At 67.0% G+C, this 14,385-nt stretch carries 19 protein-coding genes; 10 read left to right on the forward strand and 9 right to left on the reverse strand.

Annotated elements, in window-relative coordinates; genetic code table 11:
- The first annotated feature begins 826 nt into the window (after positions 1-826).
- The 4 genes from rplM (at position 827) to BQ8420_RS13505 (ending at position 4,504) form a co-directional block, all read left to right on the forward strand.
- Positions 827-1,276, forward strand: coding sequence for a 50S ribosomal protein L13 (rplM, locus tag BQ8420_RS13490; protein ID WP_087098971.1), 450 nt, complete (start codon positions 827-829; stop codon positions 1,274-1,276).
- Positions 1,277-1,313: 37 nt separating this feature from the next.
- On the forward strand, positions 1,314-1,823 hold the full coding sequence (gene rpsI, locus BQ8420_RS13495) for a 30S ribosomal protein S9 (protein WP_087098973.1): 510 nt from the start codon (positions 1,314-1,316) through the stop codon (positions 1,821-1,823).
- 161 nt (positions 1,824-1,984) lie between these two features.
- Positions 1,985-3,322 carry a phosphoglucosamine mutase gene (gene glmM / locus BQ8420_RS13500; RefSeq protein ID WP_087098975.1) on the forward strand — a complete coding sequence of 446 codons (1,338 nt, stop codon included), beginning with the start codon at positions 1,985-1,987 and terminating at the stop codon, positions 3,320-3,322.
- 147 nt (positions 3,323-3,469) lie between these two features.
- Positions 3,470-4,504, forward strand: a complete 1,035-nt coding sequence (locus BQ8420_RS13505; protein ID WP_087098977.1) for an ROK family glucokinase — start codon at positions 3,470-3,472, stop codon at positions 4,502-4,504.
- A gap of 1 nt (position 4,505) precedes the next feature.
- On the opposite strand, the gene BQ8420_RS32705 is transcribed toward BQ8420_RS13505, so the two are convergent.
- The 5 genes from BQ8420_RS32705 to BQ8420_RS13525 all read right to left on the reverse strand — a co-directional run bounded on the left by BQ8420_RS32705 (position 4,506) and on the right by BQ8420_RS13525 (position 7,784).
- A complete protein-coding gene (locus BQ8420_RS32705) occupies positions 4,506-4,661 on the reverse strand; it encodes a hypothetical protein (protein WP_235006169.1) in 156 nt (51 codons plus the stop codon).
- 137 nt (positions 4,662-4,798) lie between these two features.
- Positions 4,799-5,461, reverse strand: coding sequence for a pentapeptide repeat-containing protein (locus BQ8420_RS13515; protein ID WP_087098979.1), 663 nt, complete (start codon positions 5,459-5,461; stop codon positions 4,799-4,801).
- The gene (locus BQ8420_RS32710; protein WP_235006189.1) at positions 5,458-5,787 is read right to left on the reverse strand and encodes a hypothetical protein; all 330 of its coding nucleotides are present in this window, start codon (positions 5,785-5,787) and stop codon (positions 5,458-5,460) included. The genes BQ8420_RS13515 and BQ8420_RS32710 overlap by 4 nt, the downstream gene beginning before the upstream one ends.
- 425 nt (positions 5,788-6,212) lie before the next feature.
- On the reverse strand, positions 6,213-6,794 hold the full coding sequence (locus BQ8420_RS13520; RefSeq protein ID WP_087098981.1) for a Uma2 family endonuclease: 582 nt from the start codon (positions 6,792-6,794) through the stop codon (positions 6,213-6,215).
- A gap of 60 nt (positions 6,795-6,854) precedes the next feature.
- The gene (locus BQ8420_RS13525) at positions 6,855-7,784 is read right to left on the reverse strand and encodes a LysR family transcriptional regulator (protein WP_087098983.1); all 930 of its coding nucleotides are present in this window, start codon (positions 7,782-7,784) and stop codon (positions 6,855-6,857) included.
- Positions 7,785-7,898: 114 nt separating this feature from the next.
- On the opposite strand from BQ8420_RS13525, the gene BQ8420_RS13530 reads away from it, so the two are divergent.
- The 4 genes from BQ8420_RS13530 to BQ8420_RS13545 all read left to right on the forward strand — a co-directional run bounded on the left by BQ8420_RS13530 (position 7,899) and on the right by BQ8420_RS13545 (position 11,375).
- Entirely contained in the window at positions 7,899-8,426 is a 528-nt protein-coding gene (locus tag BQ8420_RS13530) for a DapH/DapD/GlmU-related protein (protein WP_087099093.1), read from the forward strand.
- 166 nt (positions 8,427-8,592) lie between these two features.
- Complete coding sequence (locus BQ8420_RS13535; protein WP_087098985.1) at positions 8,593-9,366, forward strand: SDR family NAD(P)-dependent oxidoreductase; 774 nt, start codon at positions 8,593-8,595, stop codon at positions 9,364-9,366.
- Positions 9,367-9,375: 9 nt separating this feature from the next.
- The gene (locus BQ8420_RS13540; protein WP_087098986.1) at positions 9,376-10,140 is read left to right on the forward strand and encodes a crotonase/enoyl-CoA hydratase family protein; all 765 of its coding nucleotides are present in this window, start codon (positions 9,376-9,378) and stop codon (positions 10,138-10,140) included.
- Positions 10,141-10,289: 149 nt separating this feature from the next.
- Positions 10,290-11,375 carry a DUF6716 putative glycosyltransferase gene (locus tag BQ8420_RS13545; RefSeq protein ID WP_087098988.1) on the forward strand — a complete coding sequence of 362 codons (1,086 nt, stop codon included), beginning with the start codon at positions 10,290-10,292 and terminating at the stop codon, positions 11,373-11,375.
- A gap of 30 nt (positions 11,376-11,405) precedes the next feature.
- On the opposite strand, the gene BQ8420_RS13550 is transcribed toward BQ8420_RS13545, so the two are convergent.
- The 4 genes from BQ8420_RS13550 to BQ8420_RS13565 all read right to left on the reverse strand — a co-directional run bounded on the left by BQ8420_RS13550 (position 11,406) and on the right by BQ8420_RS13565 (position 13,171).
- Entirely contained in the window at positions 11,406-11,750 is a 345-nt protein-coding gene (locus tag BQ8420_RS13550; protein WP_087098990.1) for a hypothetical protein, read from the reverse strand.
- 131 nt (positions 11,751-11,881) lie between these two features.
- Positions 11,882-12,046: a DUF397 domain-containing protein gene (locus tag BQ8420_RS13555; RefSeq protein ID WP_087098993.1), complete on the reverse strand. Its 165-nt coding sequence runs from the start codon at positions 12,044-12,046 to the stop codon at positions 11,882-11,884.
- Between the two features lie 55 nt (positions 12,047-12,101).
- The gene (locus BQ8420_RS13560) at positions 12,102-12,290 is read right to left on the reverse strand and encodes a DUF397 domain-containing protein (RefSeq protein WP_087098995.1); all 189 of its coding nucleotides are present in this window, start codon (positions 12,288-12,290) and stop codon (positions 12,102-12,104) included.
- 23 nt (positions 12,291-12,313) lie between these two features.
- Positions 12,314-13,171 carry a helix-turn-helix transcriptional regulator gene (locus BQ8420_RS13565; RefSeq protein WP_160049306.1) on the reverse strand — a complete coding sequence of 286 codons (858 nt, stop codon included), beginning with the start codon at positions 13,169-13,171 and terminating at the stop codon, positions 12,314-12,316.
- A 296-nt stretch (positions 13,172-13,467) separates the two neighbouring features.
- Here BQ8420_RS13565 and BQ8420_RS13570 point away from each other — a divergent pair, with 296 nt between their 5' ends.
- The gene (locus BQ8420_RS13570; protein ID WP_235006171.1) at positions 13,468-13,899 is read left to right on the forward strand and encodes an ATP-binding protein; all 432 of its coding nucleotides are present in this window, start codon (positions 13,468-13,470) and stop codon (positions 13,897-13,899) included.
- Between the two features lie 92 nt (positions 13,900-13,991).
- On the forward strand, positions 13,992-14,372 hold the full coding sequence (locus tag BQ8420_RS13575) for a hypothetical protein (protein ID WP_087099002.1): 381 nt from the start codon (positions 13,992-13,994) through the stop codon (positions 14,370-14,372).
- Positions 14,373-14,385 lie beyond the last annotated feature (13 nt).

Raw genomic sequence — 14,385 nt, forward strand, 5'->3', positions numbered from 1 at the left:
GGGCCGGGAGGCCCTTGGCGGTGATTCTGAGGGGGCTGGGGGTATTGCGGTCCACTCGGGACGCCGCCCTGTGGTGGCTGGGGCGGGAAGCCCTGTCCCGGCGGCGTGCCGTGCGGTTGCTGGGGGCCCGATGTGGAAGGCTGTCCCTCAGAAGAGGATCGGGGTCCCCCGAGCAGGTCCTGGCCTTCGCCGTCCGGCGGGAGGGGATGTCCGTCGGGACCGTGGTGAGGCGGGTTCGGATGCGTACTGATGGGAGTCTCCGAAGGCTCTGAAGGTGGGACTGGTCCGCGGTTCGCCGTTTTCCCGCGCTTGTGGCGTCCGTATGGGGTCGGCGACCGTGACGGGCGTCTCCAAGGAACACGTCATCGCCCGTCATACCGGGCAAAGACCGGCCTTTGAGGGCCAGCGTAACCAACCCGCGGCCGCGAGCAGGACGAAGCACTCCTGACAACGGGCATAATAAAAGGCGGAGAGGTCACGGATGTGAACCCGTCCCGGCGCTTTTCCGCCAAGACGATGATCCCACCGGTTCGGCCCGGGCGCTCGCTTTGACCTGCGCTAGGGTGGGCGGGTAGGATACTTCGTCGTTGTGCGTTGAGTTGCCGTGGGCCCCAAAAACTCCCGAAGTTGGGTGCCGATCCACGCACCATCGTCTGCGCACTCACGACCGGGTCGTCCTGATTGGACATGGGACATCCGGCCAACGTAACAGCCCCGCAACAGCGAGGGCTGTTTCCGGCCCCGCACCCGTTGGGGTGTTCCGTAATACGAGTCCACCATCCCGTTCGGGATGGGGCAGCCGAATGAAGAGCGAAGGCGAACGATCGTGCGTACATACAGCCCCAAACCAAGCGATGTCCAGCGTCAGTGGCACGTTGTCGACGCTACCGATCTCGTGCTCGGGCGTATGGCGAGCCAGATCGCCACGCTGCTTCGGGGGAAGAACAAGCCTTACTACGCGCCCCACATCGACACCGGCGACTTCGTCATCGTCGTGAACGCCGACAAGGTCGCGCTCACCGGTAAGAAGCTCGACCAGAAGCGCGCCTACCGCCACTCCGGTTACCCCGGTGGTCTGCGTTCGGTCTCCTACGCCGACCTGCTGGAGAAGAACCCCGAGCGGGCCATCGAGAAGGCCATCAAGGGGATGCTGCCCAATGGCACCCTCGGCCGCCAGATGGCCAAGAAGCTCAAGGTGTACACCGGTCCTGAGCACCCGCACCAGGCCCAGCAGCCGGTTCCGTTCGAAATGACCAAGATCGAGCAGCCCGCGTAGGCGTTCGCAGACTTTCACAGGAAACACGAGGTTAACCGTGGCCGAGCCCACCGGCATCGAAGAGGTCGCCCAGGACGTCGCTGAGAACCCGGAGGATTTCCCCTCCGAGTACACCAGCGAGTCGGACGAGCAGACCGCCGCTTACGTTCCCACCGCGTCCGGCCCCAGCGCGGGCACCGGCCGTCGCAAGAAGGCCGTCGCCCGAGTGCGCATCACGCCGGGTGCGGGCGAGTGGAAGATCAACGGCAAGTCCCTTGAGGACTACTTCCCGGACAAGGTCCACCAGCAGACCATCAAGGACCCCTTCACCTCCCTCGGGTTCGACGGCGCCTATGACGTCTTCGCCCGTCTGGACGGTGGCGGCCCCAGCGGACAGGCCGGCGCCCTGCGTCACGGCATCGCCCGTGCCCTGGCCTCGCTGGACCCGGAGAACAACCGCCCGACCCTGAAGAAGGCCGGTTACCTCACCCGTGACGACCGCGAGGTCGAGCGGAAGAAGGCCGGTCTGAAGAAGGCGCGCAAGGCTCCGCAGTTCTCCAAGCGTTAATGCTCATGCGCCGACACACGCTCGGCTGAGCTTTGGCCCGTACGTCGTCCCCTCAACAGGGGACGACGTACGGGCTTTTGTTTTTGTCGGTGGCTCTCTTCGCCACGCTGAACTTCACCGGTACCGGACGCCCGGTGCCGCTTTCGAAAGGGGCTGTCCCTGTGGCACGGCTGTTCGGAACAGACGGTGTACGCGGTCTCGCGGGACGCGACCTGACCGCTGCGCTCACCCTGGAACTGTCCATCGCGGCGGCGCGCGTGCTCACCCGCGCCGACGGCGACCGGCGCCCGTTGGCCGTCGTGGGCCGTGATCCCCGAGCCTCCGGGGAGTTCCTGGAGGCCGCCGTCGTGGCCGGGTTGGCCAGCACCGGCGTGGACGTCGTCAAAGTGGGTGTGCTGCCCACCCCCGCCGTCGCCCACCTCACCGGTGTGCTGGGAGCGGACTTCGGTGTGATGCTCTCGGCGAGCCACAACCCGGCCCCGGACAACGGCATCAAGTTCTTCGCCCAGGGCGGTCAGAAGCTCGCGGACGCCCTGGAAGAGGAGATCGAGGGCATGATCGACGTGCCCTCCACCCCGGCCGTGGGCGAGGAGATCGGTCGGGTCACCGAGTCCCACGACGGCGCCGAGCTGTACACCCAGCACGTCCTGAATTCGCTGCCGCACGGTCTCCAGGGCCTGAAGGTCGTCGTGGACTGCGCCAACGGCGCTTCCAGCACGGTCGCCCCGGAAGCACTGCGTCGGGCGGGCGCCGAGGTCATCGCCATCGGTGACGCTCCCGACGGGCTCAACATCAACCAGGGCTGCGGTTCCACCAGCCTGGGCGCGCTCCAAGAGGCGGTCCGTCTGCACGGCGCGGACGCCGGTATCGCCCACGACGGCGACGCCGACCGTTGCCTGGCCGTGGACGCCGACGGCGACGTGATCGACGGCGACCAGATCCTGGCGATCCTGGCCACCGAGGCCAAGGAGGCCGGCCGGCTGGTCGAGGACACCCTCGTGGTGACGGTCATGTCCAACCTGGGACTCAAACTCGCCATGCGGCGCGAGGGCATCAACGTGGTGGAGACCGCGGTGGGCGACCGCTACGTGCTGGAGGAGATGAAGCGCGGCGGGTTCGGTCTGGGCGGCGAACAGTCCGGTCACGTGATCCTGCTGGACCACGCCACCACCGGGGACGGTCTCCTCACCGGTCTGCACCTGCTGGCCGCGATGGCCCACCACAAGCAGGGGCTGGCGGAGCTGGCCAAGGTCATGACCCGGCTCCCGCAGGTGCTCATCAACGTGCCCGACGTGGACAGGGACCGAGCGACCGAGTCCGAGGAGCTCGCCGCCGCGGTGCGCGAGGCCGAGGCCGAACTGGGCGAGACCGGTCGGGTACTGATCCGTCCCAGCGGCACCGAGCCCAAGGTCCGCGTGATGGTGGAGGCGCCCGCGCTGGAACAGGCCACCGCGGTCGCCGAGCGGCTCGCCGGCGTCGTGCGGTCCGCTCTCGGCTAGAGCCCGTTCCAGGCCCTTTCCCTGCTGAGGATTTTTCGGTTTTTCGCGCGCATCCGGGCACAGAGTGGTCCGGGTGCGCGTTTTCGTTGGTGTCGATGCGGCTCTGTCCGAGGAGCGGCTGTCCAGGATCGGTGGAGTGGAACGATCATGACGACGAGCGCGCGCTATGGGCACTCACTGACGATCGGTGTGGACATCGGTGGCACCAAGGTCGCCGCGGCCGTGGTGACCCCGGGCGGACGGGTGCTGGCCCGGTTGCGCACCCAGACCCCCGAACGCAGCAAGAGCCCCTCCGTGGTGGAGGACACGATCGTCGCGGTCGTGTCGGAACTTCGCCAGGAGTACACCGTGCGGGCCGTGGGTGTGGGCGCGGCGGGGTTCGTCGACGAGCGAAGATCCAAGGTCCTGTTCGCCCCCCACCTGTCCTGGCGGGAGGAGCCGCTCAAGGACGCTCTGTCCGTACGCCTGGGGCTGCCCGTGGTGGTGGAGAACGACGCCAACGCCTCCGCTTGGGCCGAGGTGCGAGCGGGCGCCGCCCGAGGCGTGGACGAGGTGGTGGTCGTGAACCTGGGCACCGGGATCGGCGGGGCGATCGTCTCGGAGGGCCGGTTGCGCCGAGGTCGCTACGGTCTGGCGGGTGAGTTCGGACACATGATGGTGGTGCCGGGTGGACACCGCTGCGAGTGCGGTAACCGGGGCTGCTGGGAGCAGTACGCCAGCGGCAACGCCCTCACCCGGGAGGCACGCGAACTGGTGGTGGCCGAATCACCGGTGGCCGAGGCGCTGCGCCAGGAGGTGGGCGGTGACCCGGATCTGATCACCGGGCCGGTGGTCAGTGAACTGGCGCGCAAGGGCGACCGGGCCTGCCGGGAGCTGATGGAGGAGGCCGGCACCTGGCTGGGGGTGGGGCTGGCCAATCTGGCGGCGGCGTTCGACCCGGAGTTGTTCGTGATCGGTGGGGGAGTGTCGGAGACCGGTGGACTGTTGCTGGATCCGGCCCGGCGGGCCTTCGCCAAGGGGCTGACCGGACGCGGGTATCGCCCCGAGGCGCGTGTGGTCGCGGCGGCCCTGGGCAACGAGGCGGGTGTGATCGGCGCGGCTGACCTGGCCAGGGATTCTCTGCCCCGCGCCCGCCGAGGTCTCCGCCAACGCCGCTTGGGTGTCCTGCCCAAGCGGCGGTGAGCTAACGCCGAGCGGTCAGCGCCTGCACGTCGATGTCCATCGCGAAGGGCACGTCGAGCTTGAGCCGTTCCCTGGCGATGGTGATCGGCACGTACCGGGGCTCCCTGGTCCCGTCGATGAGTTCCATTCGAGGGGCCTCTGGAGGAATCCGCTCCATGTCGTCGATGGTCCAGCCCCCGGGCGGGGGGAGGAACCAAGCGGGAAGAGGGCGCTCGGCAGGGGTGTCACCCCGAGGAGTCGTCGGCATGACAGGAACATAGCGCTCCGTGATGACGTCGTCACCGCGATGGCGGTTCACTCGTCCCGGACGGTGATGCCGGTGTTGGCGGCGAGTGCGGGGGCGAGCGCGATGAGTTGGGCCTGTCCGATGACGGCGCCCGCGAGTGACTCGAATCCGGAGGCGAGGTCGAGTTCGCTCGCCCCGCGCAGGTCCACTTCGCGCAGCTTGGCCTTGGCCAGGTGCACACCGCGCAGGGCCGAGCCAGGGAAGGTGACTCGGGTCAGGGACGCCTCGCTGAAGTCCACGTCGTCCAGTACGCAGTCCTGGAAGACCACGTCGACCATGTGCGAGGCCCGGAAGTTGACCCCGCTGAGCTTGCAGGAGGAGAACACCACGCGCTGGATCTCGCAGCCGAAGGACACGGTTCCGGCGAACATGCCGGCCAGGATGTGACTGTCGAGCCAGGTGCACTCGGCGATGTCGGTGCCGATCATGCGCACGGTGTGCATCCACACGTCGACGAACCGGCACCGGCGCATCACCCCGCTGTCCCACTGGGTGGCGGTGAAGGCGCTCTCGATGAACCGGGCACCGGTGAGGTTGATCCTGGTGAAGGTGTCGCCGTCGAAGTGGACGACCTCGTGGAGGTCGGCGTGGAGCTGATCGGGGGCGAAGGGGAGCAGATCCTCGGCGTAGGTCAGGTCTGAGAGCACGGTGGGGATGGTGTGGTCGGTCACGGGGTCCTCTCCCGGAGGCGGCCCTGCGGCGGGTCGCGGGGTGGACACGGGCGAGGCGGCGATTTCGCACCTGAGGGCACCACGGTCTCCTGGCCCATGGAACCTACCACCGCACCGAACGGCATCGCGGCCGGTCCGCGCGGTGTACGGACCGCTGCTTCAGACGCGGGTCTGCGCTGCTCGCGCAGGTAAGTAATGGGAGGCCGGCCGACCAAAGCGGTGAAGCGGCGGGCCGGGTCCTCGTCCATCAGTCGCAGTGCCGGGCCGACCACGGCGTCGCCGTAGGTCCGGTGCCAGGAGGTGGGCGGTGACTCGGATCTGATCACCGGGCCGGTGGTCAGTGAACTGGCGCGCAAGGGCGACCGGGCCTGCCGGGAGCTGATGGAGCCCCAGTTTCATGGTCATGCCCACCAGGACCTCGACTCCTTCGGGCGCGAAGCCTTCGAGCGCGTGTGTCGCCCTCGTCTTCATCCGGGAGTGGAATCTGTTTTGTGGTGTGAGTAGGACGAGGGTTCCGTCGATGAGTTCCATTCGAGGGGCCTCTGGAGGAAGCCGCTCCATGTGTTCGGCGGTCCAGCCCCCGGGCGGGGTGAGGAACCAAGCGGGGAGAGGGCGCTCGGCAGGGGTGTCACCCCGAGGAGAGGTCGTCATGGCAGGAAGGTAGCGCGTGGTGACGACGTCGTCATCGCCGATCTGAACGCCGGGCGCGGCGAGGCGATCACCAACGTCGCCTGGGTGGACTCCGTCGGTTCTAAGCGGCCAGGGAACGTACGTCGAACCTGATGGGGAAAGGCACCTCTACATCGAGATGTTCACGAATGATGGCCATGGGGACGTAGCTTCTGGTGGTCTCGTCCAGTTCGTACACATGGACAGTGGTGACCCCGTCCTCGTCCTCGACCCACCAGAAGTGCGGGATCCCGGCTTCCGCGTACTTCACCGGCTTGACGTTGTGGTCACGGAAACAGGATTCGGGGGAGACGATCTCGATGACCAGGAGTACGTCTTCGGGAGGGATGTGCGTGCGCCTTCGCCTGTCCTTCGAGGACTCGCTCGAATCCCGGTAGACGACGACGTCCGGCTCCGGACGCTGGTACTTGCCCAGTTTGGTGGTCATCTCCATGGACACCCTGATTCCGGATGGGGCCGCCTGTTTGAGCAGGTACACCAGCTCCCACATCGCGTCACTGTGGAACACGGTCCGGGGGGACGTCACGATGGGCCTGCCGTCGATGAGCTCCATCCGGGGAGCTCCCGGAGGAAGGTTGTCCATGTGATCGCCGGTCCAGCCCCCGGGCGGGGTGAGGAACCAGTCGGGGAGCGGCTCGGCCATCGAATCCTCCTGGGTCGATTCCTGGCCCACTAGGGCGTGTCAGTTAATTCGGTCGTCTCGTCAGCGGGCTACCCAGTCCGGTGCCCACACATCGTGCGGGGTTCGCGGGTCTGTAGTACGCAGATGGTTGCGTAGCGCGGTCAGCACAGGGTGCTGGTCTCCGCTGCGGAACAGCAGAACGTGCGGATAGACCGGGGTCGGTTCGTGCAACGGGATGCGCCGTAGATCGTGGGTCTGGGGCCACAAGTACCGGTCCCCGCTGCCGACGAGGGTGGCCAGCGAGGACGAGTCGGCCAGAGCGTCCATCAGGGCCTCGTCACCGAAGTTGGGGCCGAGCGCGTCGATGCTCAGGCCAAAGGCATCGGACAGCGCCTGGTAGAACATCGCCCACTCCGTGCTCGGTCTGATTCCGGGGATCCAGATGCGGTGACCGCCCAGGTCCGCAGGACTGACCCAGGGCATGTCAGCCAGCGGGTGGCCGGGTCCGACCAGGAGCTCCAGCGGTACCTCCAGAAATCGTTCGGCGCTGATTCCGGCCGGGACCTGGTCTGCCGGCAGCGCACGGAAGGACGCGTCGACGATCCCTTCGAGCACCGCATGGGCGGCCTGGGAGGCGTTCTCCTTGCTCAGCGTGACTACGTCCATGTCCGACTCGGAATGGGAGCGGTAAAACCGGTAGACGGCCTGGGCCGGGGCGATGCGCCGGTTGAGCACATCGACGCGCAAGGGACGGCTGCCGGGGCGCACGGCCTGCTCGGCCTGCTCGATGGTCGCCAGGACCTTCTTGGCGTGTGGCAAGAAGACCTGCCCGTCCATGTTCAGCCGGGAGCCTCGGGAAGTCCGCACCAAGAGCGTGACCTCGATGTGCTTCTCCAAGGCCGCGATCCGTTTGGAGACCGCCTGCTGGCTGATCCCCAGCTCGTCGGCCGCAGCCTGGAACTGTCCGGTCTCGGCGACAGCCACGAACGTTCGCAGTACTTCGATATCCACGCTTCCACCCTACTTCCACAACTATTGGTTGTGCCTGGCGTGGCGCAGAGTTGTTTGATCAAGTGTTCTGCGCCGTGGTGGGATCGGTGCATGTCTACCCGTACAGAGCAGACCATGTATGTCCAAACGCCTGAGTTCGCGCGTCACGCCGAGCGGATCGTGGAGGTGACCGATGCGACGTCTCGACTGAACGTGCTTCCCTTCAGCGACAGCGAAGGTCGCGCGAAACTACTTTCTGTTGTGTTCGGCGGCCCGCTGCCAGAGTCGGTGGTGATTTACCCGCCGTTCTTTACCGAGTATGGGCTTAACACGACCTTCGGGGAGAACGTCTTCGTCAACCAGGGATGCACCTTCATGGACAAGGGAGGTATCCGAATCGGGAACGGCGTCATGATCGCCCCGAAGGCCAGCCTCATCACAGGAGGCCACCCGCTACACCTGCCTGAGCGCCGCGAGTACCTCTCCTTCGCTCCGATCGTCATCGAGGACGACGTCTGGATCGGGACCGCTGCCGTGATCACGCAGGGGGTGACCATCGGCGCCGGTGCGGTGGTAGCAGCCGGTGCGGTGGTCACTCGTGATGTTCCTGGCGGCACCGTGGTCGCGGGAGTGCCCGCCCGGGTGATCAAGACGATTGACTGATCCCGGCCGAGCCGCAGACCCGGCTGCGCAGCACCTCAGCCGTCTGATCCAGATGCCTCGATAACGCTCGCTGGCCGCGGGTGTGACGTGGCCGGTCACGGTGTTACCCACGATTAACCGAACCCGGTTCTAGTGTGTGGGTCACATCCTCGGTAGAGTTCGGCACATGGATCTCAATGGAATCTCCGCCCTCGTCACGGGCGGCGCGAGTGGCCTGGGCGAGGCCACCGCCAAGGAACTCGCCTCCGCCGGTGCCACCGTCGTCATCGCCGACCTGAACGCCGAGCGCGGCGAGGCGATCGCCAAGGAGATCGGTGGCGTCTTCGTCTCCACCGACGTCTCCCAGGAGGACCAGGTCAAGGCCGCCGTCCAGGCCGCCGCCGACACCGGTAAGCCCTTCCGTGTCGCGGTGTCCTGCGCCGGCATCGGCTGGGCCACCCGCACGGTGGACCGGAACGGTAACCCCCACGACCTGGACAGCTACCAGAAGGTCATCCAGGTCAACCTGATCGGTACGTTCAACGTGCTGCGCCTGTCCGCGGCCGAGATCGCCAAGACCGAGCCGATCAACGAGGACGGTGAGCGCGGCTCGATCCTCAACACCGCCTCCCTCGCCGGTATCGAGGGTCAGATCGGTCAGATCGCCTACTCCTCGTCCAAGGGCGGCGTGATCGGCATGACCCTGCCGGCCGCGCGCGACCTCGCGGCCGTCGGTGTCACCGTCAACACCATCGCCCCCGGCATCCTGGAGACGCCCATCTACGGCGACGGTCCCGGGTCGGAGGAGTTCAAGCAGAAGCTGGCCGCCCCGGTCCCCTTTCCCAAGCGTTTGGGCACCGCCGCGGAGTTCGGCAAGCTGGCCCGGACCCTGCTGGAGGTCAGCTACGTCAACGGTGAGGTCGTCCGGATCGACGGCGCCCTCCGCATGCCCCCGAAGTAGGAGGACGACGTGTCCGACGAGGTTCTCTACACCCACGAGGACGGCATCGCCGTCATCACCATCAACCGGCCCAAGGCCAAGAACGCGGTCAACGCCGCGGTCGCCGCCCGGATCGCCGAGGCGCTCGACGACATCGACGCCCGCGATGACGTGTCGGTCGGCATCATCACCGGCGCCGGGGGCACCTTCTGCGCCGGGATGGACCTCAAGGCGTTCATGAAGGGCGAGGTCCCGGTGGTCGAGGGGCGCGGGTTCGGTGGGTTCGCCGAGCGCGGCCCGAAGAAGCCGCTGATCGCCGCGGTCGAGGGTTACGCCCTCGCCGGTGGTTTCGAGGCGGTGCTCGCCTGCGACCTGGTCGTGGCCGCCGAGGACGCCAAGTTCGGCATCCCCGAGGTCAAGCGTGGCCTGGTCGCCGGTGCCGGTGGCCTGCTGCGCTTGCAGAACCGCATCCCGCGCAACATCGCGATGGAGTTCGCCCTGACCGGCGACTTCGTCGACGCCGAGCGCCTGGCGAAGCTGGGTCTGGTCAACCAGGTCACCGCGAGCGGCGGCGCCCTCGAAGGCGCCAAGGCGCTGGCCGCCCGGATCACACCGAACGGTCCGCTGGCGCTGAAGGTCTCCAAGGAGATCTTCCAGGCCTCCGACGACTGGACCAGCGACCAGATGTGGGACAAGCAGAACGAGCTGGCGGGCCCGGTGTTCGTCAGCCACGACGCGATGGAGGGCGCGGCGGCCTTCGCCGAGAAGCGCGCCCCCGTGTGGAAGGGCGAGTAGCCTCACCCCGCACCCCGGCGGTCGCCCTCTCCGAGGGTGGCCGCCCTCGTCGTTCTCGGGACTTTCGTCCTCGCACGTGGGTGTCCGGAAGCTGACGAGGCGTGTGTAATCTGGGGGTGTCCAGCGAGCTCCTCCCAGGAAACGACCCAGTGTCCCTTGTTCCCACCTGGAGTCGGGCCGCCGGCGGTTCGCCCGCTGTTCTGGCGATCGCCGACTCCGCTCCGCGCGCACACCTGTCGGCCAAGATGCTCGGCGACCTTCCCGATTCGGGGGGCGCCATGGGGCTGGCCGTGTTGCGCTCGGCCGATACACCCTCACCCGCCCGCATTCGTGCCGCGCTGGAAGGCACCCGGCACGCCGGCCGGCGGATTCCGCTGTTGACCGTTGGTCAGGTGCGCCGGCTCATTCGGCGGCGACGCCCCGACGCGGTGCTGCTCAACTGCTCGGGCCCGCACGTCGAGGCGCTGTCCTGGTCGAGTCGTTCCTTCCTGCGCCGGTACCGGCCGGTGGTGGCCTCGTCCCTGCCCGTGCCCGCGCTTCCGGCTTCCGAGGGCGAGTGGATGCACCGGTCGAGGGTGGACCTGGTGGTGGCGCACAGCCACCGCGAGGTCGACGAGTACACCACCCTGGGGGAGAAGCTCGGCCTCAGGGGCCGGGTCGGGTTGGCGAGCCTGTTCCCCGAACGCGGCGAACGTTCCGGGCCAGGCGCGCGGAAACGGATCGTCTTCGCCGCACGGCCGGGGCAGCCGGCCGGGGCACTGGGTTGTGAGGCGCTGCTCTCGACGCTGTCCGAACTCGCCACCGACCGCCCGGACCTCGAAGTGGTCCTGCACGTGGGCGAGGAGGGCCATCCGGAGTTGATGGGCGTCCGGCAGTCCATGGTGGAGTCGGGGCGGGTCTCGCAGGTCTCGCCGGTGGTGGAGTCTGGGCCCCTGCACGAGCAGTTCGAACGCGCTCGCGGGCTGGCCGCGTTGGGTTCCCTGCCGGTGCTGGCGGCCGTCGCGGCCCAGGTGCCCGCCCTTGTTCTCACCGACTTCGGTGTGGGCTGGGACCAGGGGAACACGGTCTTCGAGGGCAGCGGCCTGTTCGGTGATCTCAAGGATCTGAGAGCCTGCCGGTTCCACAAGCCGAATGATTCCTGGGGCGAGCAGAACCACTTCCACTCGACCTCGGACGATGACTGGGTGGCGCACCTGTACGAGCTGTGCGCCCGCGCCACCGGAGGCCTTCTCTAGCCTTCTCGCCGAGGTTTGGAGGTCGGGTGTTCATTTCGTGCCCTGCCCACGGAGACGGCCCAAGGTCACCAGGGACGCTCCCCAGAGTGAGAGCAGGATCAGTACTCCCAGGCGTGCCACGGGAGGCTCCTCGGTGATGGTGAAGGTGTCTCCAGCGGCAGTGACCTCCCAAGAGCACACATGACCGGGAGGAAACCAGGACCAGTCCGCTGTGCCGTACAGAGAGCTGTCCGGTGTCAGTGGGCAGGCCAAGGGCCCGCTGGTGTACCACTCCAACCCGAGCAGGGCGATCCAGGACGCGGTGGCGATCAGCCACAGAACGACCCAGCCGATGAACCACGGTGAGGTCGAGCTCTTTCGATCTGTCTTGTGCACAGAGGTTCGATACCAGCGCATGGGCACGCCGAAACTCTGAGAGAAGGCACGATGGCCAGGCCGGACAGAGTCGGGGTGCCGTTGTCCGAGGGGGAGCGCGGCCGCGAGGAGCGGTGGGGTGCTTGGCCGGGTCAGTGCCTGAGGGTGATCAGGAGGCTGGACCATTCGTGGGGATCGAAGGCGAGGTGGCCGTGTTCGCGGTGTTGGGTGTCGCGGACGAGGACGTAATGTCCTTCAGCGACCTCGATGCACTCGCCACCGTGTCCACCGCTGTAGCTGCTCTTATGCCACTGCATGGGCCGCCTCTACGAGGGTCGGGTATCCCGGTCGATACCGAGATACCCGTTGGCGTCAGCGTAGAAGAGTGTTCAGGAGGCTGGACCATTCGTGGGGGTCGAAGGTGAGGTGGCCGTGTTCGCGGTTCTTGGTGTCGCGGACCAGGATGCTCAGTCCCTCGGCGACCTCGACACAGTTGCCTTGCGCCCCTGTGTACGAGGAGACGTGCCACGTTAGTGGGGCGGGGGCTTCAAAGGGCTTCATGTCACCATCCAAGTTGTCGCTTTTTAGTGGCCGATCCGCTGGATCGCAATCTTGATAAGGCCCTCGGTCTCGACGCTGGGGGCCGAGTCCTGCCACAGGCTGTCGAACATCTGCCTGTGCATGGAGATCTCCTCTTCGGCTTCCAAATAGATGGCACCGCCGGAGTACTCGATGTAGGCGAGAGCGTAATCTCTGCCTACAACCGAGTAGTCGAGGAGAACGAACGATCCATAGCTGGCTGCGTGAGAGCCGCTGCTGAACGGGAGTACCCGGATATCGACGTTCTCTTGCTGGCTCAAGGCGAGTAGATAGTCGAGTTGCGCCCGGTGTCCCTCAGATCCTCCGACCTGTCGGTGGAGGGCTGCTTCGTTGATGACCGCCTGGAAACCAGCGGGGCTCTCTCCGGTGAGTTTCTCCTGCCGGCGCTGTCGAAAGTTGACCGATTCCAGGATCAGCTCCTCGGAGTCGCGCACCTGAACACCCTTCTCGATGATGGCGCGCGAGTACTCGGGGGTCTGGAGGATGCCGGGGATCCACTCGGGTTCGTAGGTGCGGATCCGGTGCGCCGCAGTCTCGATCCCGACGAACAGGCTGAACCAGTCGGGTAGCGCTGACTTGTAGCGCTGCCACCAGCCCGGCTGTTTGGCCGCGTAGGCCAGATCAGCCAACGACTCGATCAAGTCCGCTGACACGCCGTAGTGCGACATAAGGAGGCGCGCGTCCCCCGGGGAGATAGTGCTTTCCCCCCGTTCCACGCGCGACAGGGTGGCTTTGCTGAACCCGGCGACCGCAGCGGCTTCGGCGGAGGACCGCTTGCCGCGTGCCTCCTTCAGGAAGTTGGCCAGGCCAAGCCTGGCGACCATCGGGCTGCCTACCGACACCGAGTTCCACCTCTCCGCAAAGACTTGGGCGTTGCCCTTCAGTCTCTCGCATGGGTGGAAGCAGCCACAACTTTCTGCAACTCTCTCTATGAGATTTTCATGAAGAGTGTTGCAGTGAGTTAAATCTCGGTGCATCATCGAAGTTAGCAGGGTGTGACGAGATGGCTACCAAGGTCACCGTGCCTGCTGTGTTCCGGCTGCGGGCGAACCCTGCTCGCAGTGGTCTGCTTCGACTGTGGGAGATGGCTATGGGTGCTGTTCGGATACCGGGGCCGCGGCGGCCTGATGGTGGTGGGGTGGGTTGGCCGTCGGCACGCTGGTCCTACTTCGGCGGAACGCTCTCCGACGTGCGTCGTCTGCGGGACTGGTGTGGGAGTGAGCCGGGGCTGCAAAACCAGCGCGGGGACTGGGTGCGGCTGGTGGCCAGTGAACTTGCCACCAACGCGGTCCTGCACACCGCGACCGGGGAGAAGTACGGCCGCATGGGCGCTTCCATCGAGGTCCTCCACGACCGCGCCGTCCTCTGCGTGCTCGACCAGGGGGCCAAGGCCGGTCGTCCTACGTCGGTGCCGCGAGTGCGAGAACAGGGGCCGAACGACCTCTGCGCCGGCGGCAGGGGCCTGTGGCTGGTGGACCGGATCGCCGAGCACTGGTGGTGGGAGGGCCAACACGGATTCCCCCTGGAACTGTGGGCGACCATTCCGCTGGATCGGGATCCGAGCGCGTAACCACAACCCCCAGAAAAACGAACACCCCGGGCGGTGGGTGCAACCACCGCGCCGGGGCTGATCAACCACCTGACAACACCAGGAGGATGACTGTGCAGCACCCTATCGGCCGACACCACCGACGATGCCGGAGTCTCACCGAACACCTCTGGGCCCTCTTCGCCCTCACGTTGGCGGCGGCGCTGGCCTACGTGTTCATCCCGAAGAAGCGCGTCCAGGCGGCGATCGCTCCCGCCCCGAAAAGGGCCGAGCTTCCTACCCCGGAACCGAGCCCGCCGCCCCCGGAGGACGACTACCGCCACCCCGACGAATACGCCGGCGCGCTGGTCCGCCCGTACCTGGCCCCTCTGATCCCCCGCCCCCGGGTACCGGTGGGCGACCTACTGGCCGAACCCGAACCACTTCCCGCACCCGAGGACGACCTCACCGACCTGACGGCGGCGATCCGCACCTACCTGCGGGTGTGCGGCTGACGGCCAGAGCGCG

Origin of the sequence: Nocardiopsis sp. JB363, from assembly GCF_900143625.1 — a bacterium.
In the GTDB taxonomy this organism is placed as follows: Bacteria; Actinomycetota; Actinomycetes; order Streptosporangiales; family Streptosporangiaceae; genus Nocardiopsis.